Annotated in this window: 16 protein-coding genes, 1 tRNA gene and 3 pseudogenes; 13 read left to right on the forward strand and 7 right to left on the reverse strand. The window is 69.2% G+C overall.

From position 1 onward, the window contains the following. Positions 1-76 precede the first annotated feature (76 nt). The 3 genes from MKW14_RS23255 to MKW14_RS23265 form a co-directional block, all read right to left on the reverse strand. Complete coding sequence (locus tag MKW14_RS23255; RefSeq protein ID WP_240865075.1) at positions 77-2,677, reverse strand: glycosyl hydrolase; 2,601 nt, start codon at positions 2,675-2,677, stop codon at positions 77-79. A 218-nt stretch (positions 2,678-2,895) separates the two neighbouring features. Next, complete coding sequence (locus MKW14_RS23260; RefSeq protein WP_240865077.1) at positions 2,896-4,302, reverse strand: NAD(P)/FAD-dependent oxidoreductase; 1,407 nt, start codon at positions 4,300-4,302, stop codon at positions 2,896-2,898. Positions 4,303-4,312: 10 nt separating this feature from the next. Continuing rightward, positions 4,313-4,969 carry a rhomboid-like protein gene (locus MKW14_RS23265; protein ID WP_240865078.1) on the reverse strand — a complete coding sequence of 219 codons (657 nt, stop codon included), beginning with the start codon at positions 4,967-4,969 and terminating at the stop codon, positions 4,313-4,315. Between MKW14_RS23265 and MKW14_RS23270 the strand changes: the two genes are divergently transcribed. The 5 genes from MKW14_RS23270 to MKW14_RS23290 all read left to right on the forward strand — a co-directional run bounded on the left by MKW14_RS23270 (position 4,968) and on the right by MKW14_RS23290 (position 8,455). Next, a complete protein-coding gene (locus MKW14_RS23270; RefSeq protein ID WP_276621564.1) occupies positions 4,968-5,891 on the forward strand; it encodes an aminoglycoside phosphotransferase family protein in 924 nt (307 codons plus the stop codon). The genes MKW14_RS23265 and MKW14_RS23270 overlap by 2 nt on opposite strands. Positions 5,892-6,291: 400 nt before the next feature. Next, entirely contained in the window at positions 6,292-6,801 is a 510-nt protein-coding gene (locus tag MKW14_RS23275) for a GNAT family N-acetyltransferase (protein WP_240865080.1), read from the forward strand. Positions 6,802-6,855: 54 nt separating this feature from the next. After that, on the forward strand, positions 6,856-7,047 hold the full coding sequence (locus MKW14_RS23280) for a hypothetical protein (protein WP_240865081.1): 192 nt from the start codon (positions 6,856-6,858) through the stop codon (positions 7,045-7,047). 332 nt (positions 7,048-7,379) lie between these two features. Further along, the gene (locus MKW14_RS23285) at positions 7,380-8,015 is read left to right on the forward strand and encodes a DUF433 domain-containing protein (RefSeq protein ID WP_240865082.1); all 636 of its coding nucleotides are present in this window, start codon (positions 7,380-7,382) and stop codon (positions 8,013-8,015) included. After that, positions 8,015-8,455, forward strand: coding sequence for a DUF5615 family PIN-like protein (locus tag MKW14_RS23290; protein WP_240865084.1), 441 nt, complete (start codon positions 8,015-8,017; stop codon positions 8,453-8,455). Before MKW14_RS23285 ends, MKW14_RS23290 begins: the two co-directional genes overlap by 1 nt. A gap of 168 nt (positions 8,456-8,623) precedes the next feature. Here the strand turns inward: MKW14_RS23290 and MKW14_RS23295 are convergent, their stop codons facing one another. Beyond that, positions 8,624-9,880 carry a hypothetical protein gene (locus MKW14_RS23295; RefSeq protein ID WP_240865086.1) on the reverse strand — a complete coding sequence of 419 codons (1,257 nt, stop codon included), beginning with the start codon at positions 9,878-9,880 and terminating at the stop codon, positions 8,624-8,626. A gap of 69 nt (positions 9,881-9,949) precedes the next feature. Continuing rightward, positions 9,950-10,279: pseudogene (locus tag MKW14_RS23300) on the reverse strand (type I restriction enzyme endonuclease domain-containing protein); the annotation flags it as partial. A gap of 48 nt (positions 10,280-10,327) precedes the next feature. On the opposite strand from MKW14_RS23300, the gene MKW14_RS23305 reads away from it, so the two are divergent. The 4 genes from MKW14_RS23305 (at position 10,328) to MKW14_RS23320 (ending at position 12,828) form a co-directional block, all read left to right on the forward strand. Next, entirely contained in the window at positions 10,328-10,990 is a 663-nt protein-coding gene (locus MKW14_RS23305) for a class I SAM-dependent methyltransferase (RefSeq protein ID WP_240865088.1), read from the forward strand. A gap of 11 nt (positions 10,991-11,001) precedes the next feature. Further along, positions 11,002-11,589: a class IV adenylate cyclase gene (locus MKW14_RS23310; RefSeq protein ID WP_240865089.1), complete on the forward strand. Its 588-nt coding sequence runs from the start codon at positions 11,002-11,004 to the stop codon at positions 11,587-11,589. 19 nt (positions 11,590-11,608) lie between these two features. Next, positions 11,609-11,983 carry a hypothetical protein gene (locus MKW14_RS23315; protein WP_240865090.1) on the forward strand — a complete coding sequence of 125 codons (375 nt, stop codon included), beginning with the start codon at positions 11,609-11,611 and terminating at the stop codon, positions 11,981-11,983. Between the two features lie 320 nt (positions 11,984-12,303). Continuing rightward, positions 12,304-12,828 carry a hypothetical protein gene (locus MKW14_RS23320; RefSeq protein WP_240865091.1) on the forward strand — a complete coding sequence of 175 codons (525 nt, stop codon included), beginning with the start codon at positions 12,304-12,306 and terminating at the stop codon, positions 12,826-12,828. Between the two features lie 61 nt (positions 12,829-12,889). Here MKW14_RS23320 and MKW14_RS23325 read toward each other — a convergent pair. Then, positions 12,890-13,240: pseudogene (locus MKW14_RS23325) on the reverse strand (mobilization protein); the annotation flags it as partial. A gap of 10 nt (positions 13,241-13,250) precedes the next feature. On the opposite strand from MKW14_RS23325, the pseudogene MKW14_RS23330 reads away from it, so the two are divergent. Then, positions 13,251-14,006, forward strand: a pseudogene (locus MKW14_RS23330) (site-specific integrase); the annotation flags it as partial. A gap of 133 nt (positions 14,007-14,139) precedes the next feature. On the opposite strand, the gene MKW14_RS23335 reads toward MKW14_RS23330, so the two are convergent. Further along, positions 14,140-14,213: transfer RNA gene (locus tag MKW14_RS23335), tRNA-Thr, on the reverse strand. A gap of 217 nt (positions 14,214-14,430) precedes the next feature. On the opposite strand from MKW14_RS23335, the gene MKW14_RS23340 reads away from it, so the two are divergent. From MKW14_RS23340 to MKW14_RS23350, 3 genes are all read left to right on the forward strand, one after another. Continuing rightward, positions 14,431-15,567: an ABC transporter ATP-binding protein gene (locus MKW14_RS23340; RefSeq protein ID WP_240865092.1), complete on the forward strand. Its 1,137-nt coding sequence runs from the start codon at positions 14,431-14,433 to the stop codon at positions 15,565-15,567. 227 nt (positions 15,568-15,794) lie between these two features. Continuing rightward, the gene (locus MKW14_RS23345; protein ID WP_240865093.1) at positions 15,795-16,250 is read left to right on the forward strand and encodes a hypothetical protein; all 456 of its coding nucleotides are present in this window, start codon (positions 15,795-15,797) and stop codon (positions 16,248-16,250) included. Between the two features lie 626 nt (positions 16,251-16,876). After that, entirely contained in the window at positions 16,877-17,608 is a 732-nt protein-coding gene (locus MKW14_RS23350) for a nucleotidyltransferase family protein (RefSeq protein WP_240865094.1), read from the forward strand. Positions 17,609-17,675 lie beyond the last annotated feature (67 nt).

Raw genomic sequence — 17,675 nt, forward strand, 5'->3', positions numbered from 1 at the left:
AAGCGGGGAGGGGCCGCTCGGACCGCGGGCCCCTCCCCTTCGTGCCTCACCACATCAGTGGTTCACCCTTACTGGTTCACCGCAGACGCCGTACGTCGATCGCCCAGATCCCGCGGCCGTGCGTGGCCGCGTACAGGCGTCCGTCCGGGCCGGTGCGCAGTTGCATGACCGCTGTGGTCGGCAGGTTGTCGCCGGCCACCCGCCAGCCCTTCGAGCCCGGCGTCCGCACCAGCACCCCGAGGTCCGTGCCCAGGGCGATCGTGCCGCCCTTGAGCAGGGCGACGGAGTTGGCCGGTACGTCCGGCAGGTTCCCGGAGACGTCCTTCCAGGTCGCTCCGCCGTCCCGGGTCTCGAAGAGGTGGCCGACGCCCGCGCCGGGGCCCTCGGTCCACTTCCGGGAGAAGCCGTTGACGGCGAGCAGGACGTGGTCGGAGTTGTTCGGGTCGATGGCCAGCCCGGAGAGGTAGCGGTTGGGGACCGTCCCGTCGACGGGCAGGTTCAGCTGGTGCCAGCCGGTTCCGTCGGCGTTGCCGACCGCGATGCCGCGGGTGAAGCCCTGGTTGTTGCAGGGCCCGCACCAGGCGGCGTACACCCGGCCGCCGGAGGAGGCGACCGCCGTGGCGGTGTGCCCCTCGCCGAGGTCGTAGGCGTTGGTCCACTCGCTGCCGCTGCGGATCGCGTACCCCTTGGTGTTGATCCACACGTGCCGGCCGCCGGCGACCCAGGTGTCCGGGTTCTTGATGTCGGCGTTCAGCGGGGCGATGAAGCGGGCCTCGCCGGTGGCGTTGTCGGGCGGGGCGACCGAGTAGGTCGTCGCCTTCGACGGGTCTGTCACCCAACTTCCGTCGTTGACCGCACAGTTGTTGGTGACGGACACGGCGAGGTAGACGTACTCCTGGGCGATGTTGCAGCCGTTGGCGGGGTCCGTGATCGTGTCGCCGCCGTCGCCGCCGAAGTTGGAGCCCATCACCCGGTCGCCGGGCCGCAGTTGGGACTGCCCGTTGTCCTGCAGACCGCCGGTGATCGCGAGGCCCTTGCGGGACGGGTCGACGCCGACGCCGACCGAGTAGTACTGCAGGGCGTCCATCGTGCCGTCGTTGAGGGACCGCCAGTCGGTGGCGTGACCGGAGGCGTCCGCGCTGCCGTTGAGCGGGCGGCGGAAGGCTCCGCCGTCGTCGCCGACGACGACGTACGGCGCTCCGCCGTCGCTGCCGATCGCGACCGAGTGCTGGTCGGCGTGGACGGTCTGGTGGCAGTCACCGGTCTGCTTGCTCGGGTCGATGGACCAGCAGGGGAAACCGAAGTTCCAGTAAGGTCCGGGCACCGACCAGGACTTGCCGCCGTCCTTGGTCTCGAAGACCTCCTCCAGACCGGCGTAGACGTGGTCCGGGTTCTTCGGGTCGACGGTGAGGAACTGGTTGTACCAGGCCTGGATGCCGGGCTGGTATCCGGCGCCGGTGAGCGCCGAACCCGAGTCGCGCAGCTGCTGGTAGGTGGCGATGCGCGTCCACGGGCCGGTCGGCGAACCGGACTTGGAGACGAAGATGCCCTCCAGCCCGCTGTCCGGGTTGGTGTTGGTCATCTCCGGTGACTGGTCGATGGCGTAGTACCGCGAGCCGTCCGCGCTGCGCGCGAAGGTCACGTTGCCGACGTCCTCCGCGTTGCTCGGCAGGTCCCCGAGCCCGGTCAGCCGCTGCCAACTCCCGCCGGACTTCGCGTAGAAGCCGTTGTAGTCGTCGCCGCCGCGCCAGCCGACCGCGAGCACGACCTTGTCCGGGTTCTTCGGATCGACGGCGATGTCACTGGTGATGTTCTTGTACGGGGCGTCGGGATCGCTCGCCTTGGCGTGACCCGGCAGATAGTCCGGGTTGGGTGCGAACTCCAGCTTCCAGTGGCCCTTCAGCGTCCTGGTGCTGTGACTCCACACACCCTCGGTGGTCGCCGCCCACACCTTGTCCCCGGCGAACCGCAGCGCGTTGATCGACGTCGACTCCAGCTCGTCGCCGCCGACCCGGTCGTGCCGGCTGAAGCTGCCCTTGCGGGGATCGGCGAGCACGTAGACACCGGTCCCGAGGAAGGAGGTCGCGCTGGTGTTGGCCTCGCCGGTGGCGTACCAGAGCCGCCCCCGGCCGTCCAGCTCCAGGTCACCGGTGGACAGGGCGGGCAGCCCGTCGGAGATGTTCGTCCAGTGACCGCCGCCCGAACGGGACCGGAAGACACCGCCGTTGGCCGACCCGGCGTACACATACCCGTGGTTGTCGGCCGCGAGCCCGGTCACCCGCCCGGTCACCTTTCCGGCCCCGCCACTGGAGTTGGAGTTGATGTCCCGGTACCGCGGGTCGTCGGAGTCGTAGGGCAGCCGGGTCAGATCGCTCCAGCTCCCCTTGGTGTGCGGCAGGTCCGCCAGGGCGTCGTACGCCGCCCCGTACGCCCCCGGCGCCACGATCCCCGGCGAGGTGCGCGCCTCGGCGTACTGGTCGGCCTGCTCGGCCTCCTCCTGCGCCTCGCCGCCGTCATCGTCGTCCTTGGCCTCCGCGAAAGCCGACAGGCCCTTCTGCTGCTGATGCAGAAGGGCCTGATGCCGCAGTTCCCGGACGCCGAACGGCACCCCGCCACCCGAGGACGCCTGGGCCTGCGTGACCGTCAGACCCAGTGCCGCGGACGTCGCGAGCACCATCCATACCCGTCTTCTTCGCCAGCCGTTGGCCGCCATGAAGTGCCCTCCCCTGGGAGCGTGGCGTACATGTCACGGAGCTGTGGACCAGCTTTGAGGACAAGACAGGTGCGGGAGGTGGTGGAGACGGCAATGAGAGGGCAAAAACAAGCCATTTGGCTTACTGGACGGTTTACCGAGACCGGGCGTTTCACCGACGCCCGGCGGTTTACGACGGTCCGTCAGTGCCGCCCCGCCACCCGGTCCGCGAGGCGGGCCAGGCGGGAGGAGTCGGGGGTGTGGGTGGTCAGCTCGCGGCGGTCGGCGGCTCGGTAGGTGGCGTACATGCCGTGGACGCCCAGCCAGCGGAAGGGCTCCGGTTCCCACTTGCGGACCTTGTGGCCGACCCAGGGCAGTTCGGTGAGGTCGGTCCGGCCGGCCTGGCCGGAGTCCAGCTGGACCAGGTCGCGCAGGGTGCGGGCGGCGAGGTTGGTGGTGGCGACGCCCGAGCCGACGTAACCGCCCGCCCAGCCCAGGCCCGTCGAGCGGTCCAGGGTGACCGTCGCGCACCAGTCCCGCGGCACCCCGAGGACACCGGACCAGGCGTGCGCGATCCGCACACCGGCGAGGGAGGGGAAGAAGCCGACGAGGATGTCGCGCAGCGCCTCGATCGTCGTCTCCTGGGTGCGGCCGTCGTTGTCGGTGCGGGATCCGAAGCGGTACGGCGCCCCGCGACCGCCCAGCGCGATCCGGCCGTCGGCGGTGCGCTGCGCGTACATGTAGGCGTGCGCCATGTCGCCGAGGGTCTCGCGCCCCGCCCAGCCGACGGTCTCCCACTGCTCCTCGGTCAGCGGCTCGGTCGCGATCATCGAGGAGTTCATCGGCAGCCAGGTGCGCTTCTGCCCCTTGAGGTTCGCGGTGAAGCCCTCGGTGCAGCGCAGGACATAGGGCGCGCGCACGGTGCCGTACGGCGTGACCGCGTGCCGGGGGCGGATCTCCGTCACCGGCGTCGACTCGTGGATGGTCACCCCGAGCGCCTCGACGGCCGCCGCGAGCCCCTTCACCAGCTTCACCGGGTGCAGCCGCGCCCCGTGCGGGGTCCAGGTCGAACCGACGGCGCCCGCGACCCGGATCCGCTCGGCGGTCTCCTCGGCGCCGTACAGCTCCCGGTCCTTCTCGCCGTACGACAGCTCGTGCGCGTGGAAGTCCCTCAGCCGCGCCAACTGCGCGGGCGTACGCGCCACTTCGAGGACCCCGCCCTTGTGCAGATCGGCGTCGACGCCCTCCTCCTCGGCCACCCGTACGACCTCGTCGACGGTGTCGTTCATGGCCTTCTGCAGGCGTACGGCCGCCTCGTGCCCGTGCAGCCTCGCGTACCGGTCACGGCCCGCGATCCCGTTGTAGAGCCAGCCGCCGTTGCGCCCCGAGGCGCCGTAACCGCAGAACCTCTGCTCCAGGACGGTGATCCGCAGGAAGGGCGCCGCCTTCTTCAGGTAGTACGCGGTCCACAGTCCCGTGTACCCGCCGCCGACGATCACGACATCCGCCGACGCGTCACCGGACAGCGGCCCGCGCACCGCCGGAAGACCGTCGTCCGCGTACCAGAAGGAGATGCCACCGTTGACGACATCGCTTGCCGTAGGGCTCATGACCAGGACGTTAGCCCCTCAGAGCGGCCCATGTCTCCTTCGGATTCAGTGGTTCTCCGCGCCCTCTGGTGAGCGGATAACAGGCCAGCCCGATCAGCACGGAGGTGAAGTGGCCGAGGTCCGTGAAGGTCGGGGTGGAGGCCAGCGGAAGCCCGTACACGACGAACACGACGGCCAGATATCCGTACCGCCACGGCACCGCGATCCGGTACGCGAGCACCGCGACCACCCCCGCCAGCGCGTAACTCACCCCGATGTCCAGGGTTTCGGCCGCCGAGTGCGGCGCCATCCCGTCCCGGATCGCCCGCAGCAGCGCGCCCTCGCTGATCAGCGTCGCCAGCACGTGCGCCGCCACGCACACCATCAGCCAGCGCGCCGTCCCCAGCCAGCGCTCCGCCTGCGCGTGGAAGACCGTGTAGAGGACCACGTACGGCAGCCAGCGCCCGCCGTCGATCCACATCGCGCTCTGCAGCAGCACCCGCCCCGGGTCGTTCGACAGCTCGTGGATGTTGGTGGACCGCTGCCGCAGGAAATCCTGCTCGAACTCCGGCGACATGTGGTGCAGCGCGACGGTCGTCACGAACAGGACGCTCAGCCAGATGTACGTGCCGGGGGCGCCGCAGACATACCTCCACACCCTGTAGCCGATGCCCCGGTCCATTCGCATGAGGCGATTCACGCATGTGACTAACCTCGGACGGGTGATCGACATTCCGGACGCACTGATCGCCCGACACGAGCTGTACGGCGGGGAGGCGGGGCGTGCCTTCGTCGCGGGGCTGCCGGAGCGGGCCGAGCGGTTCCTCGACCACTGGGAGCTGCGGCTGGACGGGCCGTCGATGCACGGGCGGTGCGCGCTGGTGCTGCCCGTGCTGCGGGCCGACGGCACCCGGGCCGTGCTCAAGCTCCAGGACGTCGACGAGGAGACCGTCGGGGAGCCGGTCGCGCTGCGCGCCTGGGACGGCGACGGGGCCGCCCGGCTGCTGGCGTGCGACGGCGCGACGGGCACGCTGCTGCTGGAGCGGCTCGACGCGGGGCGCCTGCTGAACGACCTGGCGGACACCCGCGCGGCGACCCTGGTGGTCGCCCGGCTGCTGGCCCGGCTGACGGCAGCCCCCGCCCCGCCCGCCCTGCGCCGCCTCGGCGACCTCGTGCCACAGCTCCTGGACCGGGCCTCGGCGGTCCTTCCCCGGGTACCCGACCCGGCCGAGCGGCGGCTGCTCGCGGACTGCGCGGCGGCGGTGCGCGAGGTCGCCGACGAGCCCGGCGACCGGCTCCTCCACTGGGACCTGCACTTCGAGAACGTCCTCGGCGCCGACCGCGCCCCCTGGCTCGCCATCGACCCCAAGCCGCTCGCCGGCGACCCCGGCTTCGACCTCTTCCCGGCCCTGTGGAACCGCTTCGACGCGGACGAGGTGCGGTGGCGCTTCGACGCCATGACGGACACCCTGTCCCTGGACCGCGCCCGTGCCCGCGCCTGGACCCTGGCCCGGGTCCTGCAGAACTCGGTCTGGCAACTGGAGGAAACCCGCACCCCCGTCCCGGACCACCTGACCATCGCCCGCCGCCTACGGGATCACCCTGCGTAGGGGGTAGGGGGTGGCGGTGGGCGGTGGCGGTGGCGGTGGCGGTGCGCGGTGGCGGTGCGCGGTGGCGGTGCGCGGTGGCGGTGCGCGGTGGCGGTGGGCGGTGGCGGTGGCGGTGCGCGGTGGCGGTGCGCGGTGGCGGTGCGCGGTGGCGGTGGGCGGTGGCGGTGCGCGGTGGCGGTGGGCGGTGGCGGTGCGCGGTGGCGGTGGGCGGTTCCCAGCCCAGCCGCACTGCCAACCGAACACGCCCCCGGCCGCACGGAAGCACCGCCGCCCCGTCCACACGGGAGGCCACCACCCACCCCACCGCACGGGAAACCACCGCCGGCCCCCGCCGCCCGGAACACCGCCCACCGTCCCCGCGCCCCTGGGTGCCCGTGCCCCCGCGAGTTAGCCTCGCCGCATGATCCGTACCGCGACACCCGCCGACGTACCCGTCATCCGCGAGCTCATCCAGGAACTGGCCACCTACGAGAAGGTCCCCCACGAGGCCAGGGCAACCGATGCCCAGCTCCACGACGCCCTCTTCGGCGAGCGGCCCGCCGCGTACGCCCACATGGCGGTCGACGACAGCACGGGCGACCCCGTGGGCTTCGCGCTGTGGTTTCTGAACTTCTCCACCTGGCGCGGAGTCCACGGCATCTACCTGGAGGACCTCTACGTCCGCCCCACCGCCCGCGGCACCGGCCACGGCAAGGCCCTCCTCGCCGAACTCGCCCGCATCTGCGTCGAACGCGGCTACCAGCGCCTGGAGTGGGCCGTCCTCAACTGGAACACCCCGTCCATCGCCTTCTACGAGTCCCTCGGCGCCCGCCGCCAGGACGAGTGGTCGGTCTACCGCCTGACGGACGACGCCCTCACGACCCTCGGCACCGCCCTCGACACGAAGAAGCCCATGTCAGAACATCCCTGACCTGGGATGGCCACGTCGATCCGCCTGACCTGTCCCCCACCGAAGGGCCCCCGCGTGCCACAGTCCCTGTGGAGGCGCCACGGCCTGGCGCCGGCCGTCGGCGCCGCGTACATCCTCGTCAACGGCAAGGGCACAGGACCGTTATGGCTCCTCGCACTCACCCTGCTGGCGACAGGTCTGCTCATGCGGCAGGCGATGACACGAGCCCAGCGCCCGCCGAGCGAGGCCAGGCCACGGACCATGTGACCTGGACCTGGACCTGGACCTGAGAGAGCCCCCTGTCGGATTCCGACGACCTACGCATTACAAGTGCCTGCAAGATCATCCCGCTAGGTGCCAGCCAGTGCCACAGAATCCCGTTTCCCCAGTTCAGACGCCCATGACGCACAACCCCTCATGCCGACCTATCCACCTCATGCCACCCCGTCCGCTCACGCACCGCTCACGCACACTGGACGCGTCATCGCCCGCTCGCAGAGGTCCCGGAGTACCGGCGCCGTCGGTGTTCTGTAGCGTTCTCGCGCGGAAACCTGGGATGATGGCGCTCAACAGCACGTGGCCGGGAGGGGAGGGAGCAGATGGCGTACTCGACGCGTATGGCTGCCGCCCTCTCCGGGGCGACGGTCGGGCAACTGCGCACGTGGCGACAGGACCGGGGCAACGGACCGATCCTTCGGCCCGAGCTGGCGACCAGGCCGGCCCTTTACTCCTTCCGAGACGTACTCGGGCTACGCGCGTTCGCCCACCTCCGTCAGGACGTATCCCTCCAGAAGATCCGCGTGGCCCTGGCCACCCTGAAGAAGATCGGGGAGGTCGAGCACCTGTCCAGCTACTCCCTGGTGGCCGAGGGCGACTCGATCGTCCTCGCGGGCCACGATGACCACGGCACCGATCTGGTCAAACATCCTGGCCAACGAGTGATCGCCACCATGGCCGACATCCTCCAGGAGTTCGCCCCCCGAGCCGGCGTCGTGGTCCCACACCTCCTGCAGCCGAAACACCACGTCACGGTCGATCCCGAGACCCAGGGCGGACAGCCCGTGATCACGGGCACGAGGATCCCCTTCGACGCCGTCGCGGAGCTGGTCGAGGACGGCATCCCGCCGGAGCGGATCGCCGACTACTACCCCGGCGTCACCGCGGACGCCGCACGCGACGCGGCTTCCTTCGCTCTCTACGTGGACAGCTACAGCACGGGAGCGCGCGCCGCCTGATGCGGATCCTCATCGACGAGAACGTTCCCGTACAGGTGCTGGAGATGCTCAGACGGCTCCTGCCCGGCCACGAGGTCAAGCACGTCAGTGAGATCAGGTGGGCGGGTAAGAAAGATCTCGCCCTTCTCCCCGATGCCGCGAGAAAGGGCTTCGACGCCTTTTTGACCAGAGACGCCCGGCAACTGGAGGATCCGTCGGAGACGGAGGCCATCAAGAAGTCGGGCATGCACCACATCCGGTTCAGCCAGGCCCACAAGGGTATGGCGGGCCTCGGCCTGGCGATGGGCGCGGTGGTCGCGGCGATGCCGCTGATCGTCGGCGAGCTCGGTGAAGCAGACACACAGCAGCTGATCCACATCAAGGGCTTGAACCCAGTGAGCAAGCACCGGTTCGAGCGTGTGGACCCATCGGTCTCACCGCCGTCCTACTGGCCACGGTAGGCGAGCAACTCTTCCCAGGGCTTCGACGAAGACCCCGCTTCCCGCCACATACCGGACGCGGCGGAAAGCTGAGACGACTACCCGGTTCAGGGCCGGACGACGGTCCCTTGGGTGCGAAGCAGGAAGGAGGCTGCGTCAGTCGTCCGGCATATCTGGATGGTAGGAAGCTCACCCGCTCTTCTTGTCGCCTGGCTCGTCGTCCCCGAACAGACGGCGGGCTCGCTCGGCGATACAACTGGAGAGCTTCTCCGTCACCGATCCGGCCCGGTCGAGGGTCTCGTTGCCGAGGCTCATGGCGGCATCGACACCCTTCGCTCCTGTCTCGAGCGCCTTGTCCCTCGCCTCCGTGGCCGCGTCCACCCATCGCCTCGGCTGGGACGACTGATGACCGGACTCGATCCCGAGTCGCGTGTGGAAGCCGTGGACGCCGGCAGAGACGTGATTGATCGACGTGACCAGGGCCGGGGACTTGTTCGGGTTCAGCAACACCTTGGCGTTGGCCGTGCCGACAGCCGCGTTCATCCTGGCCACCAGACGCTCGGTGGTTCGCGAGATGTGTCCCAGTCGGGTCTGCCGGGCGGCCTTCAGCCCGAGACGGTGTCCGTTCAGCTCCTCCGGCGACGCGTCCAGCACCCGGTCGAGTTCGAGCACGGCAATCGCGTCCTGCAACTGGAAGCACCGGGCCAGAACGGCGAGCCACTCCCGAACCGTGGACTCAGCGTCCTTGGCCGTCGCGGCCAGGTCGCCGATCTTGGTCTTCTGTTCCATCTTCTCTGCGAGCGCGTCGAGTTGACGCAAGGCGTAAGCCTGAGTGTCCGCGATCGTCGTCGGCGCGTTCTGCACTTTCGACCACATGACGTCGTCGACCCTGCCTCTCCGCTCTCGAATGATCATGGTTTCCTCGATGACGAAGCCCACGCCGATCATGCGGGCCAACGCGGCATCCTTCTGGGCGCGAAGCACGTCGTCGACCTTCTCGTCGATCGTGGCGAGGTAGTCGGTGATCTCGGTCATGGTTTGCTGCATGGCGATCTGCGCCATGATCCCTGCCGCACCAGCAAGAATCTTCGGGTTGGTCAGAAGCGATCGCGGCGCCTTCGCGAATTCGACGAATCCTCTGATCTGGCCTTTCTGCCCCTTCAGCACACCTGTGCTACATCCTGTCTTCGCACTCTCCCTCAGCCCGTACTTCTTGACGACCTGCGCCGACTCCCGGGTCAGCTTCACCCAGCGGCCGGACTCAGCAGCGATCTCCGAGCCTGCCTGCGCGGCTGCAGCCCCGGTGCCGAAAACGGACTTGAGCCGCTGGAGTCCGAGGTCCTTCGACGGCAGCCCCTCCGAGACGAGGAAGCGTTCGACATCCGTCGGATCCCCGATGACCGCCAGTCCCTCACCGTCACTGATCAGCTGAATCTCGTTGCCCATCGCCCGCTCCCGAAGTGACTTCTCACAATTTGAAGGTGCACTGCCCTTGCACCGGCGTGGCCAGGTGTCTCAGCTGTCCGGTATACCGGTAGTGGACCACTCGTTGGCGAAGTGCTCCATCTGCTTCAAGACCAGGTCTACGGCCTCCAGGCGTCGGTCCGGCGGGTAGTTGTGCCGGGCCAGCAGGCGCTTGATGGCGCTGCGGAGGCCAGCGCGGACCGGTTCACGGGCGATCCAGTCCGGCTTGAGCTTCTTCTGCACCTCCGCGACGAGATCGCGGGCGATCCTCGCCAGGACCTCGTCACCCATGAGTTCCTGCGCCGTGCCGTGGTCGGCCACGGCGTCGTAGAAGGCGAGCTCGCGCCAGTTCAGCGGCGGGTCGAACTTCTCGCCGCGCCTGGCGTCCTCGCGTGATCACGGGCACCAATACGCAAGGAGCACACGCGCATGCAGACGGAGAGCCTGGGGGAGCGGACCCTCACCTTCTTTCCACAGTTCCTCGCCACGCTGCGCGAACGTGTGGCCCCTGATGCCACCGTCGCGGTCATCGGCGCGAGCGACGGCAAGTTCGTTCTGCCCCTCGCCGCCGCCGGCTACCACGTCGTCGCCATCGAGCGCGACGCGGTCGCCCTCCACGGAGCCGACATCCGCCTCCCGGGTGACAGCCAGGCACACGCGCTGGGTCTGATCGATCGACTGAAACTCGAAGAACTCCACTCACGCGTAGAAGTCGTTGAGGACGACTTCCTCGACGGCGCGCCCCTGGGCCTCCAGTGCGAGGCAGTCTGGACGAGCTGTTCGTGGCACTACAGTGCCAACCACCACCGCCCGCTCGCCGAGTTCGTCGACCGCATGCAGCGCCTGGTCCGCCCGGGCGGCGTGTTCGGCGCGGAGTTCATGATGCCCGTCGAAAGACGCCACCACATGATCGAGCACTACACCTCCCCCGAACGCCTGCGCCATCACTTCCTCGGCGACTGGGATGTCCTGCTCACCCTGCGCACGAGCGAGTTCACCGAGCGGCCACATGTCGGCCAGCCACGCGACCACACCCACCGCATGGGCCTGCTCATGGCAGCGCGCACATCCACCCTCACCAACCACCTCTGAGAGAAGCACCGATGAAGCACGAGTACGAGGCGAAGTTCCTGGCCGTCGACGCCGCCGGCCTCCAGGCCAAGCTGACCGCCCTCGGAGCCGTCCACGCATTCCCCCGCACCCTCCTCACCCGCAAGATCTTCGAAAACGACTCCCTGGACGGCGGTGCCTGGATCCGCCTGCGTGACGAGGGAACCCGCTCGACGCTCACCCTCAAGCAGGTCACCGACGCCACAACGATCGACGGCACCACGGAAATCGAGACCGAGGTCACCGACCTGCACGCCATGGCCGACATCCTCCGCCGGGTCGGCCTCACCGAGGTCCGCTACCAGGAGAACTACCGTGAGGAGTGGCGTCTGGGCGAGGTCGCCTTCGACTTCGACACCTGGCCCGACCTCCCCACCTTCCTGGAGATCGAAGGACCCGACGAGGCGTCGGTCCGGCAGGCCGCCGCGCTGCTGGACCTCGACTACTCCGAAGCCCGCTTCGGCAGCGTCGACGAGATCTACAAGAGCGAGGCCGGCCGCGACATCCTCGCCGAGCCCACCCTCCTGTTCTCAGACGCCGAGAAGCAGGAGGACACCGTTACGTCGGCCCTGAGCCGTTGATCACGGAGGCGCACGAGCAATGCTGACGGAAGTCGCCTCACAGCACAGCGTGATCCCCGAGGTCGCCGATTTCGCGCGGGGAGAACTGCCCGCACCGGCGGCCACCGACGACGGCAACGAGTGGATCGACGGATTCTGCTGGCTCTACTGCGGACAGCAGTGGACGCGTGTCTTGTGGATCGGTCCCGCCAGAGTCGCCGGCACCCAGGCACCGATGTACGCGTGCGGCCCCTGCATCCGCGAGCTGCAGGAACGTGTTTGGCAGTCCCTCCTCAGCAAGGACCGCCCGGCCCCCTCCCTGCGGCCGGGCGAAACCGCCGCGCCGGGACAGCCGGCCTCCGGCAGGAGGACCAGCAAGCACCGGAGCCAAGGCAGGTTCCTCCGCCGAGGGTGAGCCCCGCCCTGGTCACGCAGGTACCCGCCGTCCCCCGCGGCGAGACGCCCGTGACCAGGGCGGGTCTTGGCGTGCACGCTCTCGGCTGCGAACTGTCCGAGACGAAAGCCCGCCGCTTCCCGCTACCTGCGGCGCCGGAGACTCCGTGGTCCGCGAGGCTTTGACTACTGGGAGCGGGTGGCATCGAGCAGTAAGAGGAACCAAGGCCGGAGATAATCGGGAAGTAGATGGCATTAACCGGTAGACGCCTCACCTGTTGGTGCGTCAGAGTCAGACCTGTCGGCAGCCGATGGAGCTGGCGACGCACTCGGGGAGGAACTATGGGGCAGGATGCCCAGCAGCAATTCGTCTCGGTACCTGTGCCGAGCCAGTACGTAACGCAGGTGTACGCCTACCTTGCGGAGCTGACCGGAGTCACGGCCACTACTCCCACCGTCTCAACGTTTCCGCCGGTTAATTCCGTGACGGACGCGGCAGCGGACTTGCCTGAAGGCGACGCGCTCCCGGTCGTCGAGTGGACGGTGGAGGACTTCCGCAGGTTGGCGATCGAACCGCTGGGCTCGGTACAGACGGTCGTCCGCGTTCTCGACTTCCTGGCTGAGCAGCCCGAGACACGCGTGAGCTACACCTCGATCGCCAACCACCTGGGTGTGGAGAAGAAGAGCTTGCAGGGCAACCTCTCGGCATTCACTCGCGCCGTACGCAAGCACTACAAGCGTCGTAACTGGCCGATGACATGGGTGGAAGCTCTCACGAGCGAGCCGGGGCTCAAGTCGGAGTTCTTCTACACGATGAACGCCTCCGTCGCCGAGCGTTGGATCAGAGCTCGTGCCGCCCAGGGCTGACCCGGATGAACAAGCGGGGGAGTGAGATCAACTCACTCCCCCGCTCTCTTGTGCGCCCCTGCTAACGACGAGGCCGACCGGACTGGCTCGCACTCGGCGCAGGTGCGGCGGCTGGCAATGTGTTCCGGGTGGGCTGACCAGCGAGTGCCGTGCCGTTGGCGGTGCTGCGGCGACGGGCAGCTTCGGCCCGGCGGTTGGGCACAGAGTTCCGACTGGTGTGCTGGATGCGGGTAATCATGACGCGGGCGGGCTGGCGGGCCGTGGTCAGCTCGCGCTGAGCAGCGGCTTCGCCGAGGAGCTGGTGCGGTTGGTGACCGCGGGCCTCGGCGTCCGCGAGAACGGTAGCGAGGGCGGGCCAGGCCGGATCGGCCAGGATCCGCTCAGCCTGTTCGGGTACCGCTGCTCGTACGTCGTGGCCGGCCGCCAAGTGGCAGCAGACCGGCGAGAAGCCCTCCCCTGTCATGGTCTGGACGCCGGAACAGACCGGCGCCTTCCTCGACTTCGTCTCGGCGGACCGGCTGTACGCCATGTGGCACCTGATCGCCTTCCGCGGCCTGCGCCGAGGTGAGGCATGCGGCCAGCCATGGTCGGAGACCAACCTGGGCCGGCACTCCCTCACCGTCGCCGGTCAACTCGTCCAGGACGGGTGGGATGTCGAGGCGTCCGAACCGAAGACCGACAGCGGCTTCCGCGTCGTAGCCCTGGCCGAGGACACGGTCGGCGTCCTGGAACGGCACCGCAAGCAGCAGAAGGCGGACCGCGAGGAATGGGCATAGGCCTGGGTCGAGACCGGCCTCGTCTTCACGCAGGAAGACGGCTCCTGGCTGCACCCCGGCAAGGTCACCGACCTCTTCGAGCGACTCGTCGCAGCCTCCGGCCTCCCGCCGATCCGGCTGCACGACCTCCGCCACGGCGCGGCCACCCTCATGCTCGCCGCCGGCATCGACGTGAAAACCGTGTCGGACACCCTCGGGCACAGCGACACCCGGATCACCCGGGACATCTACCAGAGCGTCCTCCCCTACGTCGGCAAGACCGCAGCTGAGGCCACCGCCAAGCTGGTCCCGCTCCAGCGCAAGACCGAGGCCGAGAAGGCCCGCAAGGCTGCCGAGAAGGCCAGGGAGAAGGCGAAAGCCCGGGCCAAGGCGAAGAAGAAGAGCGGGCGGAAGAAGCCCAAGAGTAGGGCCCGGAGCCGCTCCTCTCACGCATCGCTCACGCAGACCGTTCCGACCGCGTCGCCATCACCCGATGCGGGCCGCCCACGCAAACCGAAAGGCCAGGTCACGCCCTATGTGACCTGGCTTCTTCGGGAGCCCCCTGTCGGATTCGAACCGACGACCTACGCATTACAAGTGCGTTGCTCTGGCCAGCTGAGCTAAGGAGGCCTGCGTCCGTGCGATCGCGGACGTGCCCGTGCAGTGTACCCAGGCCGCGGCGACCCCCTGTCGAAAATTTCCGCGAAGTTCACATGCCGCCAGGTACTGACATACGGGCGAACGGCAGGTACCGTCCTGTGCCAGTTCACTCTCGTGGACTACACCACCACCTTCCTACAACGGATCGTCCGGCACGTTCCTGCCGGTAGAAGGGGGCCCATTCACCATGGCCACTGTTACGTTCGACAAGGCGACCCGGATCTACCCGGGTTCCGAGAAGCCCGCCGTCGACGGCTTGAACATCGACATCGAGGACGGCGAGTTCCTCGTCCTGGTCGGCCCGTCCGGCTGCGGCAAGTCCACCTCGCTCCGGATGCTCGCCGGACTCGAGGACGTGAACGGCGGTGCCATCCGCATCGGTGACCGCGACGTCACGCACCTGCCGCCGAAGGACCGGGACATCGCCATGGTGTTCCAGAACTACGCGCTGTACCCGCACATGACCGTCGCCGACAACATGGGCTTCGCCCTGAAGATCGCCGGCGTCAACAAGGCGGAGATCCGCAAGAAGGTCGAGGAGGCCGCGAAGATCCTCGACCTCACCGAGTACCTGGACCGCAAGCCGAAGGCCCTCTCCGGTGGTCAGCGCCAGCGTGTCGCCATGGGCCGCGCCATCGTGCGTGAGCCGCAGGTCTTCCTCATGGACGAGCCGCTGTCGAACCTCGACGCCAAGCTCCGTGTGTCGACCCGTACGCAGATCGCCTCGCTGCAGCGCCGTCTCGGCATCACCACCGTCTACGTCACCCACGACCAGGTCGAGGCCATGACGATGGGCGACCGCGTGGCCGTCCTCAAGGACGGTCTGCTCCAGCAGGTCGACTCCCCGCGCAACATGTACGACCGCCCGGCCAACCTCTTCGTCGCCGGCTTCATCGGCTCCCCCGCCATGAACCTGGTCGAGGTCCCGATCACCGACGGCGGCGTGAAGTTCGGCAACAGCGTCGTCCCGGTCAACCGTGAGGCCCTGAAGGCCGCGACGGACAAGGGCGACAAGACGGTGACGGTCGGTGTCCGTCCGGAGCACTTCGACATCGTCGAGGAGAACGGCGGCGCCGCCAGCGCCCTGTCGAAGGACACGGAGGACAAGCCGGCCGGTCTCGCGGTCTCCGTGAACGTCGTCGAGGAGCTCGGCGCCGACGGCTACGTCTACGGCACCGCCGAGGTCGGCGGCACCACCAAGGACCTCGTCGTCCGCGTCGAGGGCCGCCGGGTGCCGGAGAAGGGCTCCACGCTGCACGTCGTGCCGCGGCCGGGCGAGACCCACGTGTTCTCGACCTCCACCGGTGAGCGCCTCACCGACTGAGACGACTGACGTCTCGCAAAACCACCAGCCCGGGTGAATTCGCCCAGGTTGACGCGAAGGGCCCCGCAACCTGCTGCGGGGCCTTTTTCGTTGTCGACAAATACCCCCGCAGACCGGTCATTTCGAGCGGTGTACGTCAACCCCGTACCCGGAAGGGGCCACCAGTTCATCCCCCGAACCGGTGACTAAATGTCGCCAAATCAGTACTGAACGCTACCCTCACTCGCGTGAAGCACTCCACTACCCCTCAGACGCGACGCGGCCGGGGCCCCGCCCGCCGGGTCGGCCGCACCCTCGCCCTCGTCCTGCCCGTCCTTCTGGTGCTGTCCGGGACCCTCGCGGTCACCCGGGTCAACTGGACGGGAAGCCCGTCCGGCTCGGTGCTCACCGCCTCCGACGCGATCGCCGACGCCAAGGGTGCCGCACCGGTCCACCGGGCCCCGCAGGACGTGCTGCGGGACCAGCTCCTCGCCGAACTGCAGGACAGGAACCCGGGCGTGGTCCTCACGCACCTCCAGGAGGCCGTGAACGGGCGCCCCTCGCTCGCCGGGCACTGCTACTCCATCGCCCGCGCCCTGGGCCGTGCCGCGGCCCGCATGTACGGGCCGGTGCGGGCACAGTCGTACGCCCGCCCGGTCTGTGACACGTCTTTCGCAACGGGAGTCGCAGCCCCCCAGAACTGACCCACCCACCACCCCACTTCCCCGCCCCCCACGCTGCCCGATCCGGCGTGGTCCCGACCCCACACCGACTGTTCCAGCAAGGGGTCCACAACGGCCGACCCGAGCATCACCGACCCCACGCCCGCGAACTCGGGACCGACTGGTCGCGCATCCGCCGGGCCCGCCCCCCGGGCCCGCATCGGCCGACCCACCATCGGCCGGGTTCACGCCCACCGTCCCACGCCCGCGGGTTCCGGGGTCTGCCGGTCCAGCGCTCCCGGGTCCGCACCGGCTGGTCCAGCGTCAGCCGGGCTCACGCCCGCGGGTTCGGGATGGGCCGGTCCCGCATTCACCGGCTCCGCCCCGGTTTCGCGCCCACCAGTCCAGCATCGACCGGCTTCACGGCGGCCAGTCCCGCACCCACCGGGCCCCGGCTCGGGGTCGGCCAGCCCCGCATCCGTCAGATTCGCCCCGGGCTCGCGCAGGCCAGTCCGCGCCCGCCGGTCCCACGCCCGCCGTATCCCCGGCGGCCCGTCCCGCACCCACCGGTCCCCGCCCGCGTCCGTCGCGTTCGGAGGACGGTAACGGGTGGTTAAGGAACGGTTCCCGGGGTCGGCCAGGGCCGGGAGGCCCCGTACAGTGCGGGCATGACCCATCCGAACGCCGCTTCCCGCCCCGTTCAAGCCGTCGTCCTGGCCGGAGGCCAGGGCTCGCGGCTGCGTCCGTACACCGATGACCGGCCCAAGCCGATGGTCGAGATCCCCGGCACGGGAACGCCGATCATCGGCCATCAGCTCGTCTGGCTGGCCGAGGAGGGCGTCACGGACGTCGTCGTCAGCTGCGGGCACCTCGCCGAGGTGCTGGAGAACTGGCTGAAGTCGGCGGATCTGCCGGTACGGGTGACGACGGTCGTGGAGAGCGTGCCGCTCGGCCGCGGCGGCGGCCTGAAGTACGCCGCCTCGCACCTCCCCCACCCCGACAAGCCCTGGTACGCCACCAACGGCGACATCTGGACCCGCTTCTCCCTGCGGGACATGGCCGACTTCCACACCGAGCGGGACGCGGTGGCCACCCTGGCCCTGGCGCGTCCGCGCATCCCCTGGGGCGCGGTGCAGACGGACGGCTTCGGCCACGTCACGGACTTCATCGAGGCCCCGCCCTCCACGTTCGAGATCAACGCGGGCGTGTACGTCTTCTCGCCGGAGTTCGCCGAGCTGCTGCCGGAGCGCGGGGACCACGAGCGGACGACCTTCCCCCACCTGGCCCGGGAACTGCGCCTGGCGGGCTTCCCGATCCCCCAGGGAGCCTACTGGCGGGCCATCGACACGGCGAAGGACCTGACGGAGGCGGCGAGGGAACTGGGCGACCTGGGACGCTGAGAACGCGTCCGCCGGCGCCGTACGACCGAGGGGTCCCGCACAGTCGTCTGTGCGGGACCCCTTCGCA

The organism is Streptomyces gilvus (assembly GCF_022513565.1).
Taxonomy (GTDB): Bacteria; Actinomycetota; Actinomycetes; order Streptomycetales; family Streptomycetaceae; genus Streptomyces; species Streptomyces gilvus.

What these genes read in the sequence shown, in the direction of transcription:
- MKW14_RS23255 (WP_240865075.1), bottom strand. Translation starts at nt 2,677, where the DNA reads ATGGTGCTCGCGACGTCCGCGGCACTGGGTCTGACGGTCACGCAGGCC.
- MKW14_RS23260 (WP_240865077.1), bottom strand. Translation starts at nt 4,302, where the DNA reads ATGAGCCCTACGGCAAGCGATGTCGTCAACGGTGGCATCTCCTTCTGG.
- MKW14_RS23270 (WP_276621564.1), top strand. Translation starts at nt 4,968, where the DNA reads ATGAGGCGATTCACGCATGTGACTAACCTCGGACGGGTGATCGACATT.
- MKW14_RS23265 (WP_240865078.1), bottom strand. Translation starts at nt 4,969, where the DNA reads ATGCGAATGGACCGGGGCATCGGCTACAGGGTGTGGAGGTATGTCTGC.
- MKW14_RS23275 (WP_240865080.1), top strand. Translation starts at nt 6,292, where the DNA reads ATGATCCGTACCGCGACACCCGCCGACGTACCCGTCATCCGCGAGCTC.
- MKW14_RS23285 (WP_240865082.1), top strand. Translation starts at nt 7,380, where the DNA reads ATGGCGTACTCGACGCGTATGGCTGCCGCCCTCTCCGGGGCGACGGTC.
- MKW14_RS23290 (WP_240865084.1), top strand. Translation starts at nt 8,015, where the DNA reads ATGCGGATCCTCATCGACGAGAACGTTCCCGTACAGGTGCTGGAGATG.
- MKW14_RS23295 (WP_240865086.1), bottom strand. Translation starts at nt 9,880, where the DNA reads ATGGGCAACGAGATTCAGCTGATCAGTGACGGTGAGGGACTGGCGGTC.
- MKW14_RS23305 (WP_240865088.1), top strand. Translation starts at nt 10,328, where the DNA reads ATGCAGACGGAGAGCCTGGGGGAGCGGACCCTCACCTTCTTTCCACAG.
- MKW14_RS23310 (WP_240865089.1), top strand. Translation starts at nt 11,002, where the DNA reads ATGAAGCACGAGTACGAGGCGAAGTTCCTGGCCGTCGACGCCGCCGGC.
- MKW14_RS23315 (WP_240865090.1), top strand. Translation starts at nt 11,609, where the DNA reads ATGCTGACGGAAGTCGCCTCACAGCACAGCGTGATCCCCGAGGTCGCC.
- MKW14_RS23320 (WP_240865091.1), top strand. Translation starts at nt 12,304, where the DNA reads ATGGGGCAGGATGCCCAGCAGCAATTCGTCTCGGTACCTGTGCCGAGC.
- MKW14_RS23340 (WP_240865092.1), top strand. Translation starts at nt 14,431, where the DNA reads ATGGCCACTGTTACGTTCGACAAGGCGACCCGGATCTACCCGGGTTCC.
- MKW14_RS23350 (WP_240865094.1), top strand. Translation starts at nt 16,877, where the DNA reads ATGACCCATCCGAACGCCGCTTCCCGCCCCGTTCAAGCCGTCGTCCTG.